12 protein-coding genes are annotated in these 17,037 nt (G+C 54.1%); 3 read left to right on the top strand and 9 right to left on the bottom strand.

All coding sequences use genetic code 11. The features are described from left to right. Position 1: 1 nt before the first annotated feature. The 9 genes from B5D39_RS10640 to miaB form a co-directional block, all read right to left on the bottom strand. On the bottom strand, positions 2 to 757 hold the full coding sequence (locus B5D39_RS10640) for a chemotaxis protein CheW (RefSeq protein WP_139366752.1): 756 nt from the start codon (positions 755 to 757) through the stop codon (positions 2 to 4). After that, complete coding sequence (locus B5D39_RS10635; RefSeq protein ID WP_078790450.1) at positions 757 to 1,557, bottom strand: ExeA family protein; 801 nt, start codon at positions 1,555 to 1,557, stop codon at positions 757 to 759. The genes B5D39_RS10640 and B5D39_RS10635 overlap by 1 nt, the downstream gene beginning before the upstream one ends. 3 nt (positions 1,558 to 1,560) lie before the next feature. After that, positions 1,561 to 3,672, bottom strand: coding sequence for a chemotaxis protein CheA (locus tag B5D39_RS10630; RefSeq protein ID WP_078790449.1), 2,112 nt, complete (start codon positions 3,670 to 3,672; stop codon positions 1,561 to 1,563). Next, positions 3,669 to 4,037: a response regulator gene (locus B5D39_RS10625; protein WP_078790448.1), complete on the bottom strand. Its 369-nt coding sequence runs from the start codon at positions 4,035 to 4,037 to the stop codon at positions 3,669 to 3,671. The genes B5D39_RS10630 and B5D39_RS10625 overlap by 4 nt, the downstream gene beginning before the upstream one ends. Positions 4,038 to 4,077: 40 nt before the next feature. Continuing rightward, positions 4,078 to 5,082 (bottom strand): response regulator, encoded by a 1,005-nt coding sequence (locus B5D39_RS10620; RefSeq protein WP_078790447.1) that lies wholly within the window; start codon positions 5,080 to 5,082, stop codon positions 4,078 to 4,080. A 77-nt stretch (positions 5,083 to 5,159) separates the two neighbouring features. After that, entirely contained in the window at positions 5,160 to 6,509 is a 1,350-nt protein-coding gene (gene der, locus B5D39_RS10615; RefSeq protein ID WP_078790446.1) for a ribosome biogenesis GTPase Der, read from the bottom strand. A 139-nt stretch (positions 6,510 to 6,648) separates the two neighbouring features. Continuing rightward, on the bottom strand, positions 6,649 to 7,539 hold the full coding sequence (gene era, locus B5D39_RS10610; protein WP_078790445.1) for a GTPase Era: 891 nt from the start codon (positions 7,537 to 7,539) through the stop codon (positions 6,649 to 6,651). 5 nt (positions 7,540 to 7,544) lie between these two features. After that, entirely contained in the window at positions 7,545 to 9,221 is a 1,677-nt protein-coding gene (locus B5D39_RS10605; RefSeq protein ID WP_078790444.1) for a glutamine--tRNA ligase/YqeY domain fusion protein, read from the bottom strand. 17 nt (positions 9,222 to 9,238) lie between these two features. Next, positions 9,239 to 10,555, bottom strand: a complete 1,317-nt coding sequence (miaB, locus tag B5D39_RS10600) for a tRNA (N6-isopentenyl adenosine(37)-C2)-methylthiotransferase MiaB (protein WP_078790443.1) — start codon at positions 10,553 to 10,555, stop codon at positions 9,239 to 9,241. Positions 10,556 to 10,692: 137 nt separating this feature from the next. Between miaB and B5D39_RS10595 the strand changes: the two genes are divergently transcribed. The 3 genes from B5D39_RS10595 to htpG all read left to right on the top strand — a co-directional run bounded on the left by B5D39_RS10595 (position 10,693) and on the right by htpG (position 17,032). After that, on the top strand, positions 10,693 to 11,565 hold the full coding sequence (locus tag B5D39_RS10595) for a methylenetetrahydrofolate reductase (RefSeq protein WP_078790442.1): 873 nt from the start codon (positions 10,693 to 10,695) through the stop codon (positions 11,563 to 11,565). Beyond that, positions 11,562 to 15,023, top strand: a complete 3,462-nt coding sequence (gene metH / locus B5D39_RS10590; RefSeq protein ID WP_078790441.1) for a methionine synthase — start codon at positions 11,562 to 11,564, stop codon at positions 15,021 to 15,023. The genes B5D39_RS10595 and metH overlap by 4 nt, the downstream gene beginning before the upstream one ends. A gap of 74 nt (positions 15,024 to 15,097) precedes the next feature. Further along, positions 15,098 to 17,032 carry a molecular chaperone HtpG gene (htpG, locus tag B5D39_RS10585; RefSeq protein ID WP_078790440.1) on the top strand — a complete coding sequence of 645 codons (1,935 nt, stop codon included), beginning with the start codon at positions 15,098 to 15,100 and terminating at the stop codon, positions 17,030 to 17,032. Positions 17,033 to 17,037: the final 5 nt, after the last annotated feature.

The following is a 17,037-nucleotide window of genomic DNA, read 5'->3' as shown; positions in this document are numbered from 1 at the left end:
ATCAGGTAACCTCTCCCAAGGCCGTATCAACCACCTTGCAGATATCCAGGATAATCAGCATCCGCTTGCCAGACCTGCCGATACCTGACACAAATTCACGGGCTACCCCTTCAAGCACTGCTGGCGTGACTTCCCGATCTGTCTTGGAAATCTTGACCACGTCGGTCACCCGATCAACCCGCAGCCCATGCAGGCCATCACCGCAACGGACAATCACAATCCGCTCCTGGCTGCCATCGTACTCAAGCGACATACCAAGGCGCTTACGCATGGTAAAAACCGGTACAATCACCCCGCGCAAGGAAAGCACACCATCTACAAAGCCAGGGGTGCGCGGTACCTCGGTTAACTCCCTCGGCTTGATGATCTCCTTGATCTCCATGATGTTGATGCCGTACTCCTCATCACCCAGCCGGAAACAGAGAAACTCTTCAAAAGCAACCTCAGGTACAGTTGACTGCTGTTCATGCACCAGTGCAGCATCTGCAGAACCGGTGACAGCGCAATCCTGTTCCCTGCCAGCCAGAATCCTGGCCAGCGGATCAAAATGAGATTCAGCCGGGGCAGGACGAACCGGTGCCGGGCCTGGAAAAGAGAGCATGGTGGGCTGAATATCAAGCAAGTTGTCCGGCAGTGACAGAGCGGGTGGTGACGGCTCATCAGGTTGAGCAGTTGCCGGCTCTATTGCTACAGCTTCCTGAACAGGCTCCGTTGCAACTGCCTGCTGTGCCTTATTGCGAATCTTGGCCAGTTCCATCAGAGCGTTACCTCATCACGAACTTCCTGAATAATTGAAGCATCAATCACTGCAGCGTCACTGCCATAGGCCACTAACAGTGCGTTGGTGGCAATGGTATTGATTCTGCGAGGGACCCCTTCTGAAAGCTCATACATGGCCTGAAGCGCATCAGGGGTAAAGAGGCCGGGAACGCCGCCACTTGCCACTATTCTGAAATCAAGGTATTCCATGGTCTCCTCAAGGGATAGCGGCTGCAGATGAAAATGCAGGGAAATCCGCTGCCTGAGCGGCTCCATCGGCTGATATCTGAGCAAGCTACGCAACTCTGGCTGCCCCATGATCAGCACACTGATCAGGTTGTGATCATCCATCTGGAAGTTAGTAAGCAGGCGAATCTCGTCAAACACCTCAAGCTCGGTTATGGTCTGGGCCTCATCAATCACCAACACCGGGCAAAGGTTGTCCCGGTACAGATCATAGAGCCTGCCGGTAATCTGGCGCAGCAGGTCATCCTTGGTGCGGGCCGGCAACTCAATCTCAAGCCCATGGGCAACGGTACGCAAAAATTCAAGCGCCCCCATACGGGGGTTAAAGATCATGATAAAACGATAGCCAGCGCCGCAACGATCCATCAGTGCCCTGGAAAGGGTGGTTTTTCCGCAGCCCACATCACCGGTTAAAAGCGCTATTTCCCGTTCTTCAACCGCATACTCAAGTCTGGCCAACGCCTCTTCGTGTCCTTTGGACAGAAACAGGAAGCGGGGATCCGGCGTCTTGCCAAACGGTTTTTCCTTCAGGCCAAAGTACTCTTTGTACACTGTTTACGCCCCGCCGCCACGCATGGTTTCAGCAATAATGCCGCCTGCATCCATCACCAGAATGGTACGTTGATCCCCCAGATCCGCCGCACCGGAAATGCCACGCAAAGACTTGAATGCAGCCCCCAGCGGCTTGATCACAATATCCTGCTGCCCCAGCAGATCATCCACCACAATACCCAGCCGTTTTTCAGCAGAACCGACAATCACCACATACTGGTCACCAGGGTTAATGCCGACCCGATCAATCTTAAAGAGCCGCTCAAGGCGCAACAGCGCCAGGGTCTGCTCACGCAGGTTGATGACTTCTTTCCCCTCAACGGTTTTGATATCAGAGGGTTCCAGAATAATCGATTCAACCACTGAAGTAATCGGTATTGCATAGGTTCGACCAGCACAGAAGATAATCAAGGCCTTGATGATGGCCAGGGTAATCGGCAGGACAATGGTAAAGCGGGAGCCCTGCCCCAACCTGGTTTCAATATCAACCATGCCGGAAACTGCGGCGATATTGTTGCGCACCACATCCATGCCAACACCACGTCCAGAGACGTCTGTAATCTTGTCTGCAGTGGAAAAACCGGGTAGAAAAATCAGATCAAGGGCTTCACGATCAGACAGGCTGCTTACATCCTGCAGCAACCCTTTAGACAGGGCCTTTTGCTTGATCTTTTCAATATCGATACCACCGCCGTCATCCTCAACCTCTATAACGACATGGTTCCCCTTTTGGAAGGAAGAAAGCCGTACCGTGCCCCGTTCATCCTTACCGGCAGCCAGTCGACGCTCCGGCGACTCAATCCCGTGGTCAATGGCATTACGGATGATATGCATCAACGGATCAGCAATATCCTCCACAATCAGCTTATCCAGCTCGGTCTCAGCACCGTACATCTTCAACTCAATCTTTTTACCCTGTTCACGGGAGATCTTCCGCACAATTCGGGACATTTTCTCATACAACTGCCCCACCGGAATCATACGGATATCCATAACCCCCTTTTGCAGGTCAGTCAGACGTCGTTCAAGCCCTTTGGCTGCCTTGCCAAGGTCGATTGCCATGCGGGAGAAGCCTTCAGCACGCATCCGGTTAGCAATGGAGGAAATGGAGGAGTGGGCCAGCACCAACTCGCCCACAATGTTCATCAATTCATCAAGCTTACCGATATCCACCCGCACGGTACGGCTCATGCTCTTGGCCGTAAGCGGCTCATCCGGGCTGACTGGTACACCTTCAGAAACAGGAACTGCTACCGGTATGACGGCTTTATCAGAGGACGCCTCTTCCGTCTTTGCTTCAGGAACAACCGCTGCTGTTGAAACAGGCAGCGGCTCAGATTGGCTTACGGCAGCGGTAGCACCTGCGACCAGAATGGTGACATCAAGATCTTTCAGAAGATCAGTAAATTCCTGTTCATTCCGGTCACTCCCCACCAACAGATCAAAATCTATATGGGTCTCAAGGTTCTCCCCAACACTGGGCAGGGTGCTGATCACTTCTCCGCAGCTTTTAAGGATATCCGTTACTTGCGACAAGCCCTGATCAAAGGTGGTCAGTTCAAAGGAGGCATGCACCACATAGATATGGCGGCCTTTACTGCAGTTTTCTTTCAAGCGATGTTCTTCATACTCGGTCAGTGCGCCCATCAGCGATTCTGACAGGCCCAACTGTTCAAGTAACGGCGCCTCTGCAACCGGAGTGGCAGGATTGAGATATGCATTAATAGTGGCGGCATGGGCTGTGGCAGCTGCCTGATGCTGATCAAGGGTACCATCAACACAGGCCCGCAGCAGGGTGGTAAGCAGTTCAGCAGAAGAAAAAAGTAGTTCAAGCACTGCAGTTGAAAGCGAGACCTTGCCCATCCGCAGCCAATCAAGCAGGTTTTCAGCATGGTGGGCAACTTCGGCGATCATACCAAAGCCGAACATGCCTGCCAACCCCTTCAACGAGTGGGCTCCACGGAAGATAGCATTCAGCAGATCAGGTTCCCAGGCCCCTTTTTCAGCCATATCTGCCAGATCAGCCAACTGAGTGCTGAGTTCCTCAACAATCTCCTCAGCCTCTGCCAGAAAATCCCGTGCAGCATCAGATGATGGGACGGAGGAAGAACTCATAGAAACCTTTTGACTATTTCGAGGAGTTGTTCAGGTTGAAACGGTTTGACAAGATACTCATTGGCCCCAAGAGAAAGCCCCTTTTCAATATCTTTACGGCTTCCTTCAGTGGAGATAACAACCACCGGAACATCCTTGTAGATAGGGTTATTACGAATAAAGCTCAGCAGTTCAAGTCCGTTAATATCAGGCATATTAATATCGGTCAGGACCAGATCAACCTGTTCACGGGGCAACATCCGCAACGCCTCAAAGCCGTTCGGAGCCTGCACAATCGAGAGGTTCCCCAGTGTCTCCAGGGTGGAGACCAGCAGGGAGCGCATGGCAGCTGAATCATCAACAATAAGGATAGTGAAGCTCTTCATCACTACAGGTTCCCTCCCAAAAAGCCTGCGTAAACAACTGCTAATGGTTCAGGTGCAGTGCAGCTTTCAGATTTTGCACAAACGAACCAAACTGATCGCCTTTGGTATCACCACGCCTCGGCTTATTCATACACGCATAGCCCATGTCGGAGAGTTCCTGAACGGCGTCGGCATGATAAAAGTCAGAAATAGCAAAAATATTAAGCCCTTTAAAGTTACGATGCAGCAACTGAATCAGTTCAAGCCCCCCCAGCACACCGGTGCCATCCATTTTGGGCATGATCAAGTCAACCAGCACCACCGGATCGGCTCCTGTGCGAAACAGGGCATCAATCTTCACCAATGCCTCTTCGCTACGGGTAAACGGTGACACCTCAAACCACTGTCCAAACGCTTCAGCCACCGCCTCTGTCAGGGCACTATCATCATCAACAATGACCAGCGGAGGCAGTGTCGCCTGCTTTGGCGCCAAGGGCGTCAGCTCTACAACTTCTTCAACCAGATCATGCCCTTCGTCAGCACCTAAGGCCTGCTGCAGCTTCATTCCCTCGGCAACCAGCTGATCCGGCGCACTATCACCCAACTCCAGAATCAACTGCACCGGATCAAGATAGGCGGCATCTACTGTTTCTACCTCACGGGGAGAACAATCAAAGCTACCCTCTGTCCAGGCAAACAGGGTCATCAGGACGTTGCTGATCTGTTCCCGCACGGTCTGCTCAATTACCTGCAGATCAACATTAAAACGATTATGCAGGATCGTACCGATCCGCTCACGAAACTTTTCCTGCTGCTGGATTGCCAACGCCTGCTGCACCATCTCAGGTGTGGCAGCTCCGTTACGAATCAGCAGTTCTCCAAGACTTTGCTGGAAGCCGGTGGAGGTGACTCTGACCAACAGACCGTCACGGAACTGCAGCACCGCCTCACGCCCTCTGCTTTTAAGGGTCAGGATACCGGTGCGACGACTCACCCCGACAATCTGAAGGATTTCGTCAAGTCCCAGTTCTTCCAGTTTTCCATGCAGTCCACTCTGCATCTGCATGTCAATTTCTCCTTAGCTGTAACTACGATAATTAGCGCGTTAATGATAAACCACAGCGCAGCTTGAGTAAAGCCATATCACGGTTTAGAGGTTTTTCTTTCCCTGCCATCAGCCAGCTTGCGCTCCCTGCCACGGAACAGCAGCCTGAACGGCGTCCCCTTGAAACCAAAGGCATCCCGGAAGCGGTTGCCCAGATAGCGTTGGTACGGCGTCAACACGCCATCCGGCTGATTGGTAAAGATGGCAAAGGTGGGTGGCTTAACTGCCACCTGGGTGGCAAAGTAAAACTTAACCCGACAGGCATGGTGCAGCGGGGCATGGTGTGCCTCCACCGCTTCTTTGAAGACACGGTTTAACTCTGACGTGGTAACCCTTCGGGAATACTGCTCAGCAACCTCTGCAGCCTCTTCCATAACCTTGTGAATCCGCTGGCCGGTCTTGGCTGAGACAAACACAATTGGCGCAAAGGCCAGAAACTTGAATTCGTACTGGATCTGCTCCACAAACTTGCCAATCGTCTTGTTATCCTTTTCCAGCGTATCCCACTTATTGACCACAAACAGACAGGAACGGCCAGCCTCATAGACGTAGCCGGCAATATGTTTATCCTGCTCTGTGATTCCATCTTCAGCATTCAGCACAATCAGCACCACATCAGCACGGTCAATACTCTTTAACGCATCAACCACGCTGTATTTTTCCAGCTTCTGGCTGGTCTTGCCCTTACGCCGGATACCAGCAGTATCAATCAGACAGTAGCGTTGTTTGTTGCAGGAAAAGAAGGTATCCACTGAATCGCGGGTTGTCCCGGCAACGGGATTGGCCACCACCCGCTCAAACCCCAGCAGACGGTTAACCAGTGATGACTTGCCCACATTGGGGCGCCCCACCACCGCGATGGAGGTCACCTCATCTTCGCCCGGTAATGCGTTATCCGGCAACAGTTCCTGAATCTCATCCAGCAGATCCCTGATACCCCGGTTATGGGCTGCCGAGATGGTGTGCATGTTGTCAATACCCAGGGCATAGAACTCAGCTGCCTCGTTCTCGATCTTCTCGCCATCTACCTTGTTGACCACATAGAAAACCGGCTTATCCACCCGCCGCAGCATGGAGGCGACCTCAGTATCTGCCGGGGTCAGGCCCTGCTTGGCATCCATCAAAAAGATAATGACATCCGCCTCTTCCATGGCCAAAAGCGACTGTTCCCGCATCTGCTGAAGCATCCGGTCTTCCGTTACCGGTTCAAACCCGCCGGTATCCACCAGGATAAACGGCTTGTCATAACGCTCCACCACCGCGTAATTACGGTCACGGGTCACACCGGGCATATCATCCACAATTGCCCTGCGCTCACCCACAATCCGGTTAAACAGGGTTGATTTGCCCACATTGGGACGTCCTACTATGGCTACTATTGATTTCATATTTGAATCTCTTTCAAAACGTGATGAGGAAGGCCGGATACAAGGCGTAGGTTGCGCAGCGACTGAGACATACCAATGCTAGGTAGGCGAAGGAGCGAGCACCGCGCAACGCAGTAGACGGCCTCCGCAGTAGTTTTGCTCACTCGTATCCTAACTCTCTCAGCATAGCGGTCCGCTCAGTCCAGCGTTCCTGCACTTGCACAAACAACTCCAGATACACCTTGGTTCCCAACAACCGCTCAATATCGCGACGGGCCTGCTCACCGATCTTTTTGAGCATGGTCCCTCGTTTACCAATAATGATCCCTTTATGGGAATCCCGCTCCACCATGATGGTGGCATTGATCGCCACCAGTCCGTTTTCACGCTCAGCAAACGCCTCCACCACCACAGCAGTACCGTAGGGTACCTCGCGGTTGGTCAGGCGAAAGACCTTTTCACGGATCAGCTCTGCCACAATAAACTTCTCCGGCAGATCAGTCAGGATATCATCCGGGAAGAGTGCTTCTCCTTCCGGCAGCTGTTCCCGCACCAGATCCACCAGACGCTCAATATTACTGCCACTTTGGGCAGAGATTGGGATGATTTCCGGAAAATCATAGAGGCGTGTATAGCCTTCAATCACCGTAAACAGTTTCTCTTTGGGGGTGACCTGATCTATCTTGTTCAAGACCAGATAGATTGGCGCTCCGGCCTTGGAGCAGATATCCTTGATGAATGCTTCTTCAATCTTCTGGGTGGCATCCACCACCAGCAACATCAGATCAATCCCGGTTACCACTGTCATGGCAGCATCCACCATGGCACGGTTGATCCGGGTACGGGCGGTATGGATACCAGGGGTGTCCACAAACACGATCTGGCTGGTCTCATCGGACAAAATGCCACGAATCACGTTGCGGGTGGTCTGGGGCTTGTCCGATACCGCCACGATCTTCTCACCCAGGATCCGGTTCAGCAGGGTGGACTTGCCCACATTGGGGCGCCCGATAATTGAGACAAATCCTGCTTTATACGTTGTATCACTCATATACGTTAGTTCTTTCCGCCCCAGGTATCCCGCAGGGTCACAACTCGGTTAAAGACCGGTTTACCCGGCTGCGAATCCTTCTGGTCTGCGCAGAAGTAGCCCAGGCGTTCAAACTGGAAACTTTGGCCAGGTACTACATCCAGCAGGGATGCTTCAACCCGGCACTGGGGCAGGGTCTGCAGAGATTCAGGGTTCAGGAACTGCTTGTAATCAGCCCCACCACGGTCAGGATTGGCATCACTGAACAGTCGATCAAACAGACGGGCCTCCACCGTTGCAGCATGGGCGGCAGAAAGCCAGTGAATCACCCCTTTGATCTTACGACCATCGGAGGTCATCGGCCCATTGGTTGAGCCGGGGTCATAGTCGGCATGCAGCTCAACCACCCTGCCCTGCTCATCCTTGATCATACCAGTGCACTTGACCACGTAGGCGTATTTCAGCTTAACTTCCCCACCAACTGTCAGGCGATGGAACCCTTTGGACGGGTTCTCCATAAAGTCATCTGCATCAATAATAATTTCTTTTGAAAACGGAAGTTTACGTGTACCTAGTTCAGGCTTTGATGGATGGTTTGCCACCTCAAACTGATCCACCTGATCTTCAGGATAGTTATCAATGATCAGCTTGATCGGATGCAGCACTGCCATGGCCCGCTGGGCGTTCTCATTCAGGTCATTCCTGACACAATCTTCCAGCAGCTCATAGCCGATCCAGGCATCGCTGCGCCCCACCCCGATCCGGTCACAGAAGGTGCGGATCGCTGCCGGGGTAAAACCACGACGTTTCAAGCCCATGATGGTGGGCATGCGGGGGTCATCCCAGCCATTGACCAGACCGGTCTGTACCAGCTCCTGCAGTTTGCGCTTGCTCATCACCGTGTAGGAGAGATTCAGGCGGGCAAACTCGTACTGGCGCGGCTTGGCAGGTACCGGCAGATTCTCCAGGAACCACTCGTACAGCGGGCGGTGGGACTCAAACTCCAGGGTACAGATGGAGTGGGTAATCCCCTCAATGGCGTCAGACTGGCCATGGGTAAAGTCGTACATCGGGTAGATGCACCAGGCATCCCCCACATGGGGGTGGCTGGTATGCAGGATCCGGTACAGCACCGGATCACGCAGGTTCATGTTGGGGGAGGCCATGTCGATTTTGGCCCGCAACACTTTCATGCCGTCAGCAAACTCACCAGCCCGCATCCGACGGAACTGATCCAGGTTTTCCTCCACAGAACGGCTGCGGAAAGGAGATTCTTTGCCCGGTTCAGTCAGGGTACCACGGTATTCTTTCATCTGCTCCGGGGTCAGGTCATCCACATAGGCCTTACCCTGCTGAATCAGATATTCAGCCCACTGGTAGAGCTGCTCAAAGTACTCTGAGGCGTGGTAGAGGTGCTCGCCCCAATCAAATCCCAACCAGCGCACGCTCTCCTTAATTGAATCAATATACTCCCTGTCTTCCTTGACCGGGTTGGTGTCATCAAAACGCAGGTGGCACTGGCCGCCAAAGTCACGGGCCAGGCCGAAGTTAAGGCAGATCGACTTGGCATGCCCGATATGCAGGTAGCCGTTGGGCTCAGGCGGGAAACGGGTCACCACGGTCTGATGTTTGCCACTGGCAAGGTCTTCACTGACAATGGTACGCAGAAAATTTGCTGTTGGAGTAACGGTTTCAGTACTCATGCATAACCTCTCAATACTTATAACAACTCACCCAGCAGGGAGTTGGCATATCCTTCCAGAATCTTCACATCCACCAGTTTACCGATCAGAGTCGGTGAGCCTGCCAGATTCACAATCCGACCGCTGTCGCAGCGGCCACTTACCTGTCCATGACGCTTGGCCAGTCCCTCCACCAGCACCTGCTGGGTCGAGCCGACATAGGCTTCATTGTGGATACGGGAATGGACAGCCTGCAGCTTCTGCAGCCGGTCCAGCCGTGCCAGCTTAACCTCTTTAGCTAGATCATCACTCAGTTCAGCAGCCTTGGTGCCGGGCCGGGGCGAGTAGACAAAGGAGAACAGGTCAAAGTAGCGCACCTCTTCCATCAGGGAAAGAGTCTCTTCAAACTCGGCTTCAGTCTCCCCCGGGAAGCCGACAATCATGTCGCCGGTAATCTTAATGCCGGGCCGGGCCTGACGCAGCTTGGCAATGGTCTCCAGATAATGCTCACGACTGTAGCCCCGGTTCATCGCCTTCAGAATCCGGTTGCCGCCAGCCTGGGCAGGCAGGTGCAAACCACCGCACAGCTTGGGCAGATCAGTAAAACAGGCGATCAGGTCATCGGACATATCCTTGGGGTGAGAGGTCACAAACCTGACCCGATCAATACCGGCTACAACGGCCACCGCCCTGACAAGCTCTGCAAAGGGAGGTTGTTCCTCACCTTTAAGGCCATAGGAATTAACGTTCTGCCCCAGCAGCACCACTTCACGCAGCCCCTGATCAGCCAAGCCCTGCACCTCATGCAGAATCTCATCAAAACGACGACTGATCTCCCTGCCCCGCACATAGGGGACAATGCAGTAGGAGCAGAAGTTATCGCAGCCCTGCATAACGGTTACAAAAGTGGAAACCCGTTTACGCCCTTCAATCGGCGGAAACAGGTCAAGCCGTTCGCTGCTGTCCAGAAAATCAGTCTCTGCCCTGCGCCTGCCCTGCTCGGCATCCTTCACCATCTCCGGTACCAGATGCAGGTTGTGGGTGCCAAACACCAGATCCACCCAGGGATACTTCTGCAGCAGCTCTGTTCCCATCTGCTGGGCAACACAACCAGCCACTCCGATCAGGGTACCAGGCTTTTTACGCTTCAGGTTCTTCAGGTTGGCAATATTCTGAAGCAGACACTCCTCTGCCCCGGCCCGCACAGTGCAGGTATTGAACAGGATCAGGCTGGCCTCATGCCTGCGTTGGGTTTGGGTATAGCCAAGCGGTTGCAGCATGGTCACAATCCGTTCAGAATCGTTGACATTCATCTGACAACCAACGGTATCAATGTACAATTTTTTCTGGTTCATAGAATCGTTTTTTATAGTGTTTTTGGGGCATTCCGTCAATACAAAGCTGGTATAAACGACAGTTTTTGTGGCGCAGCCAGCACAGGCCTGCTATAGTACACCACTTATAATTTTAAGCATGTCAAGGAAACTGTACCATGAAGATAGCTGATAAACTTGCAACCGGTTGCCATTTTATCTCAGTTGAATACTTCCCTCCCAAGGAACGCCAGGATTGGCCCGCCTTTTTCAAGGTGGTGGAGCGTCTGGCAAGCCTGAATCCGTTGTTTGCCTCGGTTACCTACGGTGCCGGGGGCAGCAATCAGGACGCAACCCTTGAAATTGTAACCCATATGCAGCAACAGTTAGGACTTGAAACCATGGCCCACATGACCTGTGTAGGTGCCCAGGCTGACCGTTTGAACCGCTTTCTGGATAACCTGTCAAAGGCCGGTATCCAGAACATACTGGCTCTGCGGGGTGATCCACCACTTGAGACACCGGTTGAACAGTTAACGGAATCACCTTTTCACTTCGCCTCTGATCTGGTCTCCTTTGTGGGGCAATCCCACCCGGAGATGGGGATCAGCGTGGCAGCCTACCCTGAGGTCCATCCTGAGGCGATCTCTGCTGATGCAGACCTGGGTTATCTCAAACTGAAGATGGATCTGGGGGGTGCCTTTGCAGTGACCCAGCTGTTTTTTGACAACCAACTCTACTTTGATTTTGTGAAGCGCGCCCAGGAGCGAGGCATTACCAAGTTAATTATCCCCGGTATCCTGCCGGTGCTGAACCTGAAGATGATCGAGCGGATCAAGCAGCTCTCCGGCGCCTTTATTCCGCCTGCATTCATGGCTGCACTTGAAGAAGCTGACCAGCGCGGCGGCGCAGCCGAAGTGCGCAAGGTGGGGGTAGCCCATGCCCGCAAACAGGCCGAAGAACTGCTGGCTGCTGGCGTGCAAGGGGTCCATCTCTACACCTTTAACAAGGCCGAAGCCATACTTGAACTGACTGAAGGACTGTTACCATGACTACAAATCCCGTACTCCACGCCCTATCTCAACGTATCCTGATCCTTGACGGCGCCATGGGCACCCAGTTGCAGGCCCGCAACCTGACCGCTGCTGATTTTGGCGGTGAAGCGTATGAAGGCTGCAATGAAATGCTGGTCTTGACCCGTCCTGATGTGATTGAGGATGTGCATAAGGCCTATCTTGAGGCTGGCGCTGATATTGTAGAAACCTGTTCCTTTGGCTCAACTGACATCGTACTAGCTGAGTATGGCTTGGCGGACAAGGTGTTTGAGCTGAACAAGGCCTCTGCAGTTGTTGCCCGCCGTGCCTGTGATGCTTTCAGCACGCCTGATAAACCCCGCTTTGTGGCTGGCTCCATGGGACCAACCACCCGCACCATCTCCGTGACCGGCGGGGTAACCTTTGAACAACTGGTCACTGCCTTCAGGGATCAAACGGTCGGCCTGTTGGCTGGTGGCGTGGACCTGCTGCTGCTGGAAACTGCCCAGGACACCCTCAACCTCAAGGCAGGTGCCGAAGGTATCCGGCTGGCCTTTGAGCAGACCGGACAGCGGGTGCCTGTAATGGTCTCCGGCACCATTGAGCCGACCGGCACCATGCTGGCTGGCCAAAACGTAGAGGCGCTGTACGCCTCCCTGACCCACCTTGAAGAAAACCTGGGCCTGACCAGCATCGGTCTGAACTGCGCCACCGGACCTGAGTTCATGACCGACCACCTGCGGGCCCTGTCAGAGCTGGCCACCTGCCATATCTCGGTCTATCCCAATGCTGGTCTGCCGGATGAAAACGGCCATTATGCAGAGTCTCCCGACTCTTTGGCCCAGAAGCTGTCCCGCTTTGTTGATCAAGGCTGGCTGAATATTATTGGCGGCTGCTGCGGCACCTCACCAGCCCACATTGCTGCCATTGCCAAAATGGCTAACGGCAGGCCACCCCGTAAACCGATTACAGGCCGCCGCAAGCTGGTCTCCGGCATTGAACCGCTGTTTATTGAAGAGGACAACCGCCCGATCCTGGTGGGTGAGCGGACCAACGTGATCGGTTCCCGAAAGTTCAAGAACATGATTGTGGCCGGTCAGTTTGAAGAAGCCTCAGAGATTGCGCGGGCCCAGGTCAAGACCGGTGCCCAGGTGATTGACATCTGTGTAGCCAACCCGGATCGTGATGAGGCTGCAGATATGGAGCAGATGCTGCTCTATCTGCCCAAAAAGGTGCGGGCGCCGATCATGATCGACTCCACCGATGCTGCAGTCACTGAACTTGCTCTGCAGCGGCTGCAAGGCAAATGCGTGATCAACTCCATCAACCTGGAGGATGGCGAAGAGCGCTTTGCCAAGGTTGCCACACTGCTTAAACGTTACGGCGGCGCTGTGGTGGTTGGCTGTATAGATGAAGACCCCAAAAACGGCATGGCCGTAACCCGCCAGCGCAAGCTGGAAGTGGCTCAACGATCCTACGACCTGCTGGTCAACAAGTATGGCCTGCGGCCCGAAGATCTGATCTTTGATCCACTGGTTTTTCCGGTGGGTAGCGGTGATGACAACTACATCGGCTCGGCTGTGGAAACCATTGAAGGGGTGCGCCTGATCACTGAGACCTTCCCCCAGTGCAGCACCATTCTGGGGATCTCCAACGTCTCCTTCGGCCTGCCTGCTGCAGGGCGGGAGGTGCTGAACGCGGTATTCCTGTACCACTGCGTCAAGGCTGGTCTGGGCTATGCCATTGTTAATACCGAAAAATTGGAGCGGTACGCCTCCATCCCTGAAGCAGAGCGCACACTGGCTGAAGACCTGATCTTCTGGCGCGGTACAGATCCGGTGGCTGCCTTTGCTGCTGCGTTCCGCGACAAAAAACCGGTCTCCCATGCCCCGGCAGCAGAACTGCCACTGGATCAGCGCTTGCCGCTCTACATCATTGAAGGCAGCAAGGATGGCCTGTCTGCTGATCTGGATGCTGCCCTGGCCCGTGGCGACAAGCCGCTGGAGATCATCAACGGACCCTTGATGGCTGGCATGGCTGAGGTTGGGCGGCTGTTTAACGACAACCAGCTGATTGTGGCTGAGGTACTGCAGTCTGCCGAGGCGATGAAGACAGCGGTCTCCCATCTGGAGCCACACCTGTCAAAGGATGAGACCTCCAGCAAAGGCAAGATGCTGCTGGCCACGGTCAAGGGGGATGTCCATGACATCGGTAAAAACCTGGTGGAGATCATCCTCTCCAACAACGGCTTTGAGGTGATCAACCTGGGGATCAAGGTGGGGCCGGAAGAGTTGATTGCCGCAGCAAAGAAAGAAAAACCTGACTTCATCGGTTTGTCCGGCCTGCTGGTCAAGAGCGCCCTGCAGATGATTGTCACTGCCGCAGACCTGAAGGCAGCCGGTATAGATGCGCCGTTGCTGGTGGGTGGTGCTGCCCTGTCCCGCGCCTTTGCCGACAACCGGATTACACCGGAGTATAACGGCCCGGTCCTGTATGCCAAGGATGCCATGGCTGGCCTGGAACTGGCTAATCAACTGGTTGATCCAGCACTGCGTCAACAGTTGATGCTTGACCTGGCCCGCCAACAGGAGGCCAGTGCCAAAATCGCAGCAGCCAAGGCAGCAGGCCAGCCAACGCCTGCAACCGGCTCAACAAAATCAGCTATCAGCAGCAACGCTCCCGTCCTGGCTGCACCTGATTTTGAACAGCACATCCTGCGGGATATCCCGGTGGGTCAGATCATCCCCTACCTGAACCGCCAGATGCTCTACACCAAGCATTTGGGACTAACTGGATCAGTGGACAAACTGCTGGCAGGCCAGGATGAAAAGGCGACCAAGCTGCACCTGACTGTTGAGGCGATGCTGGAGCGGGTACTGCAGGAAGGGCTGATCAAACCCCAGGTCATCTATCGTTTCTACCAAGCCAACGGAGATGGCAATGACCTGATCCTGTTCAACCAGGATGGCAGCGAGGCAACCCGTTTCAGTCTGCCCCGCCAGAAAACCGGTGAGCAACTCTGTGTGGCAGACTTTGTCCGGCCGCTGGCTGGCGCAGAGAAAGACACCATGGCCCTGTTTGCGGTCACCTGCGGTCAGGGTGTCCGGGAACTGTCTGAAAAATGGAAGGCTGAAGGGGATTACCTCAACTCCCACCTGCTGCAGGCTTTGGCCCTTGAAATGGCTGAGGCCACCGCAGAATACCTGCACAAGCGGATCCGTACCTCCTGGGGAATTGTGGACAATCAGCCCCTGACCATGAAGCAGCTCTTCAATGCTGAGTATCAGGGTATCCGGGTTTCCTTCGGCTACCCAGCCTGCCCGGAACTGGCTGACCAGCGAAAACTGTTTACATTATTGAAGCCCGAGCAGATCGGCATCCAGCTAACCGAAGGGGATATGATGGACCCAGAAGCTTCAATCTCTGCCCTGGCGTTCCATCACCCGGAAGCAAAATATTTTGATGTAAGTAGGTAATCACCCCTTGAAATCAAGCAGCTTGATGCTTACGTTTCAGTCACCCCAATCAACCTAGAAGGAGAAGAACCGGCATGTCCAAGGCAACAAAGCAGTTTCAGACCGAAGTAAAACAACTACTTGACCTGGTTATCCACTCACTCTACTCCAACCGCGATATCTTCCTGCGGGAGCTGATCTCCAACGCCTCCGACGCCATTGACAAGGCCCGTTTTGAGGCCCAATCCAATGAGTCACTGCTGGAAGGGAACAGCGACTGGAAGGTTAAACTGATCCCCAATAAGGATGCCGGCACCCTGACCATCCGTGACAACGGCATCGGTATGTCCATGGCAGAGGTGGAAGAGAATATCGGCACCATTGCCAAATCCGGTACCAAGTCGTTTGTGCAGGCCATGAAGGATGCGGCAGCAGCCCAGCAGCCGGAGCTGATCGGCCAGTTCGGGGTCGGTTTCTACGCCTCGTTCATGGTGGCAGACAAGGTTGTCCTGACTACCCGCCGGGCCGGTGATGCAGCCCACGCTACCTGCTGGGAGTCAATCGGTGATGGTTCCTACACCATTGAAGACTGCACCAAGGCAGAGCGCGGCACCGAGATCGTGCTGCACCTGAAGGAGGAGTTCAAGGAGTATCTGGATGAGTGGAAGATCCGCTCCATCGTCAAGAAGTACTCTGACTTCATCCAGTATCCGGTCTGCATGGACATCACCCGCACCGAGACCCCCAAAGGGGTGGATGGCGAGGAGATCGAAGGGGCAGGCACCATTGAGAAGATCGAGGAGCAGACCCTTAACTCCATGAAGGCGATCTGGGCCCGTCCCAAGAGCGAAGTGACCGAGGAGGAGTACAAGGAGTTCTACAAGCATGTCTCCCATGACTTTGAAGACCCTTTCAAGACGGTTCACTTTGCGGCTGAAGGCACCAGCGAATTCAAGGCGCTGCTCTACCTGCCAGCCAAGAAGCCGTTTGACCTGTTCATGGCTGAGCGTAAGCGCGGCATCCAGCTGTATGTGAAGCGGGTTTTCATCACCGAGAAGTGTGATGCCCTGCTGCCCGACTACCTTCGTTTTGTGCGGGGTGTGGTGGATTCATCCGACCTGCCGCTGAACGTCTCCCGTGAGATCCTGCAGGAGGATGTCCAGATCAAGCGGATTCAGAAGAGCCTGGTCAACAAGATCCTCTCCACCCTGTCTGACCTGAAGGAAAAGGAATACGACCAGTACCTGACCTTCTGGAAGGAGTTTGGCCCGGTCTTGAAGGAGGGTCTGCACTTTGACTATGCCAACAAGGAAAAGCTGCAGGAGCTGATGCTGTTCCAGAGCACCCGCACCGCTGAAGGGGAGTATGTATCTCTGAAGGAATATGTAGAGCGGATGCCTGAGGCACAGAAAGAGATCTACTACATCACCGGTGAGGACAAGTCCAGCCTGGAGCAGTCACCGCTGTTGGAGGCGTTCAATGCCAAAGGGTTTGAAGTACTGTTCCTGACTGATCCGGTTGATGAGTGGGTGGTGCAGTCCCTGCACGAGTATCAGGAAAAGAGCCTCAAGGCGGTTGACCGGGGCGATGTTGACCTGGACAGCGAAGATGAGAAAAAGGAAAAAGAGAAGAAGCAGGAAGAGGCCAAGAAGGAGTTCGGCTCGCTGCTGGAGCTGATCAAGGGTCGCCTGGAGAGCAAGATCAAAGAGGTTCGCTTCTCAAACCGACTGACTGACAGCGCCTGCTGCCTAGTGGCTGATGATTTTGGCATGAACGCCAATATGGAACGGATCATGAAGGCCATGAACCAGGCGGTGCCTGAGTCCAAGCGGGTACTGGAGCTGAACCCTGACCACCCGATTGTGAAGGTGATGGGCAACATGTACAAGCAGAGTGCTGATGATGCACGGCTGCTGGATTATGCTGACCTGCTCTATGATCAGGCACTGCTGACTGAAGGCACACCGATCAAGGACCCGCTCAAGTTTACCAAGCTGGTCAGTGAACTGATGGTAAAAGCAGCTCAATAAGCCGC

This window comes from Trichlorobacter thiogenes (genome assembly GCF_900167465.1).
Taxonomy (GTDB): Bacteria; Desulfobacterota; Desulfuromonadia; order Geobacterales; family Pseudopelobacteraceae; genus Trichlorobacter; species Trichlorobacter thiogenes.
The sequence above is the reverse complement of the archived record's forward strand: the minus strand, read 5'-3'. Positions and strand labels throughout refer to the sequence as shown.

Excerpts from the sequence above, each read along its gene's own strand:
- miaB (WP_078790443.1), bottom strand. The coding sequence starts at position 10,555 with ATGAACCAGAAAAAATTGTACATTGATACCGTTGGTTGTCAGATGAAT.
- B5D39_RS10630 (WP_078790449.1), bottom strand. The coding sequence starts at position 3,672 with ATGAGTTCTTCCTCCGTCCCATCATCTGATGCTGCACGGGATTTTCTG.
- era (WP_078790445.1), bottom strand. The coding sequence starts at position 7,539 with ATGAGTGATACAACGTATAAAGCAGGATTTGTCTCAATTATCGGGCGC.
- B5D39_RS10595 (WP_078790442.1), top strand. The coding sequence starts at position 10,693 with ATGAAGATAGCTGATAAACTTGCAACCGGTTGCCATTTTATCTCAGTT.
- B5D39_RS10640 (WP_139366752.1), bottom strand. The coding sequence starts at position 757 with ATGGAACTGGCCAAGATTCGCAATAAGGCACAGCAGGCAGTTGCAACG.
- htpG (WP_078790440.1), top strand. The coding sequence starts at position 15,098 with ATGTCCAAGGCAACAAAGCAGTTTCAGACCGAAGTAAAACAACTACTT.
- metH (WP_078790441.1), top strand. The coding sequence starts at position 11,562 with ATGACTACAAATCCCGTACTCCACGCCCTATCTCAACGTATCCTGATC.
- B5D39_RS10620 (WP_078790447.1), bottom strand. The coding sequence starts at position 5,082 with ATGCAGATGCAGAGTGGACTGCATGGAAAACTGGAAGAACTGGGACTT.
- B5D39_RS10625 (WP_078790448.1), bottom strand. The coding sequence starts at position 4,037 with ATGAAGAGCTTCACTATCCTTATTGTTGATGATTCAGCTGCCATGCGC.
- B5D39_RS10605 (WP_078790444.1), bottom strand. The coding sequence starts at position 9,221 with ATGAGTACTGAAACCGTTACTCCAACAGCAAATTTTCTGCGTACCATT.
- der (WP_078790446.1), bottom strand. The coding sequence starts at position 6,509 with ATGAAATCAATAGTAGCCATAGTAGGACGTCCCAATGTGGGCAAATCA.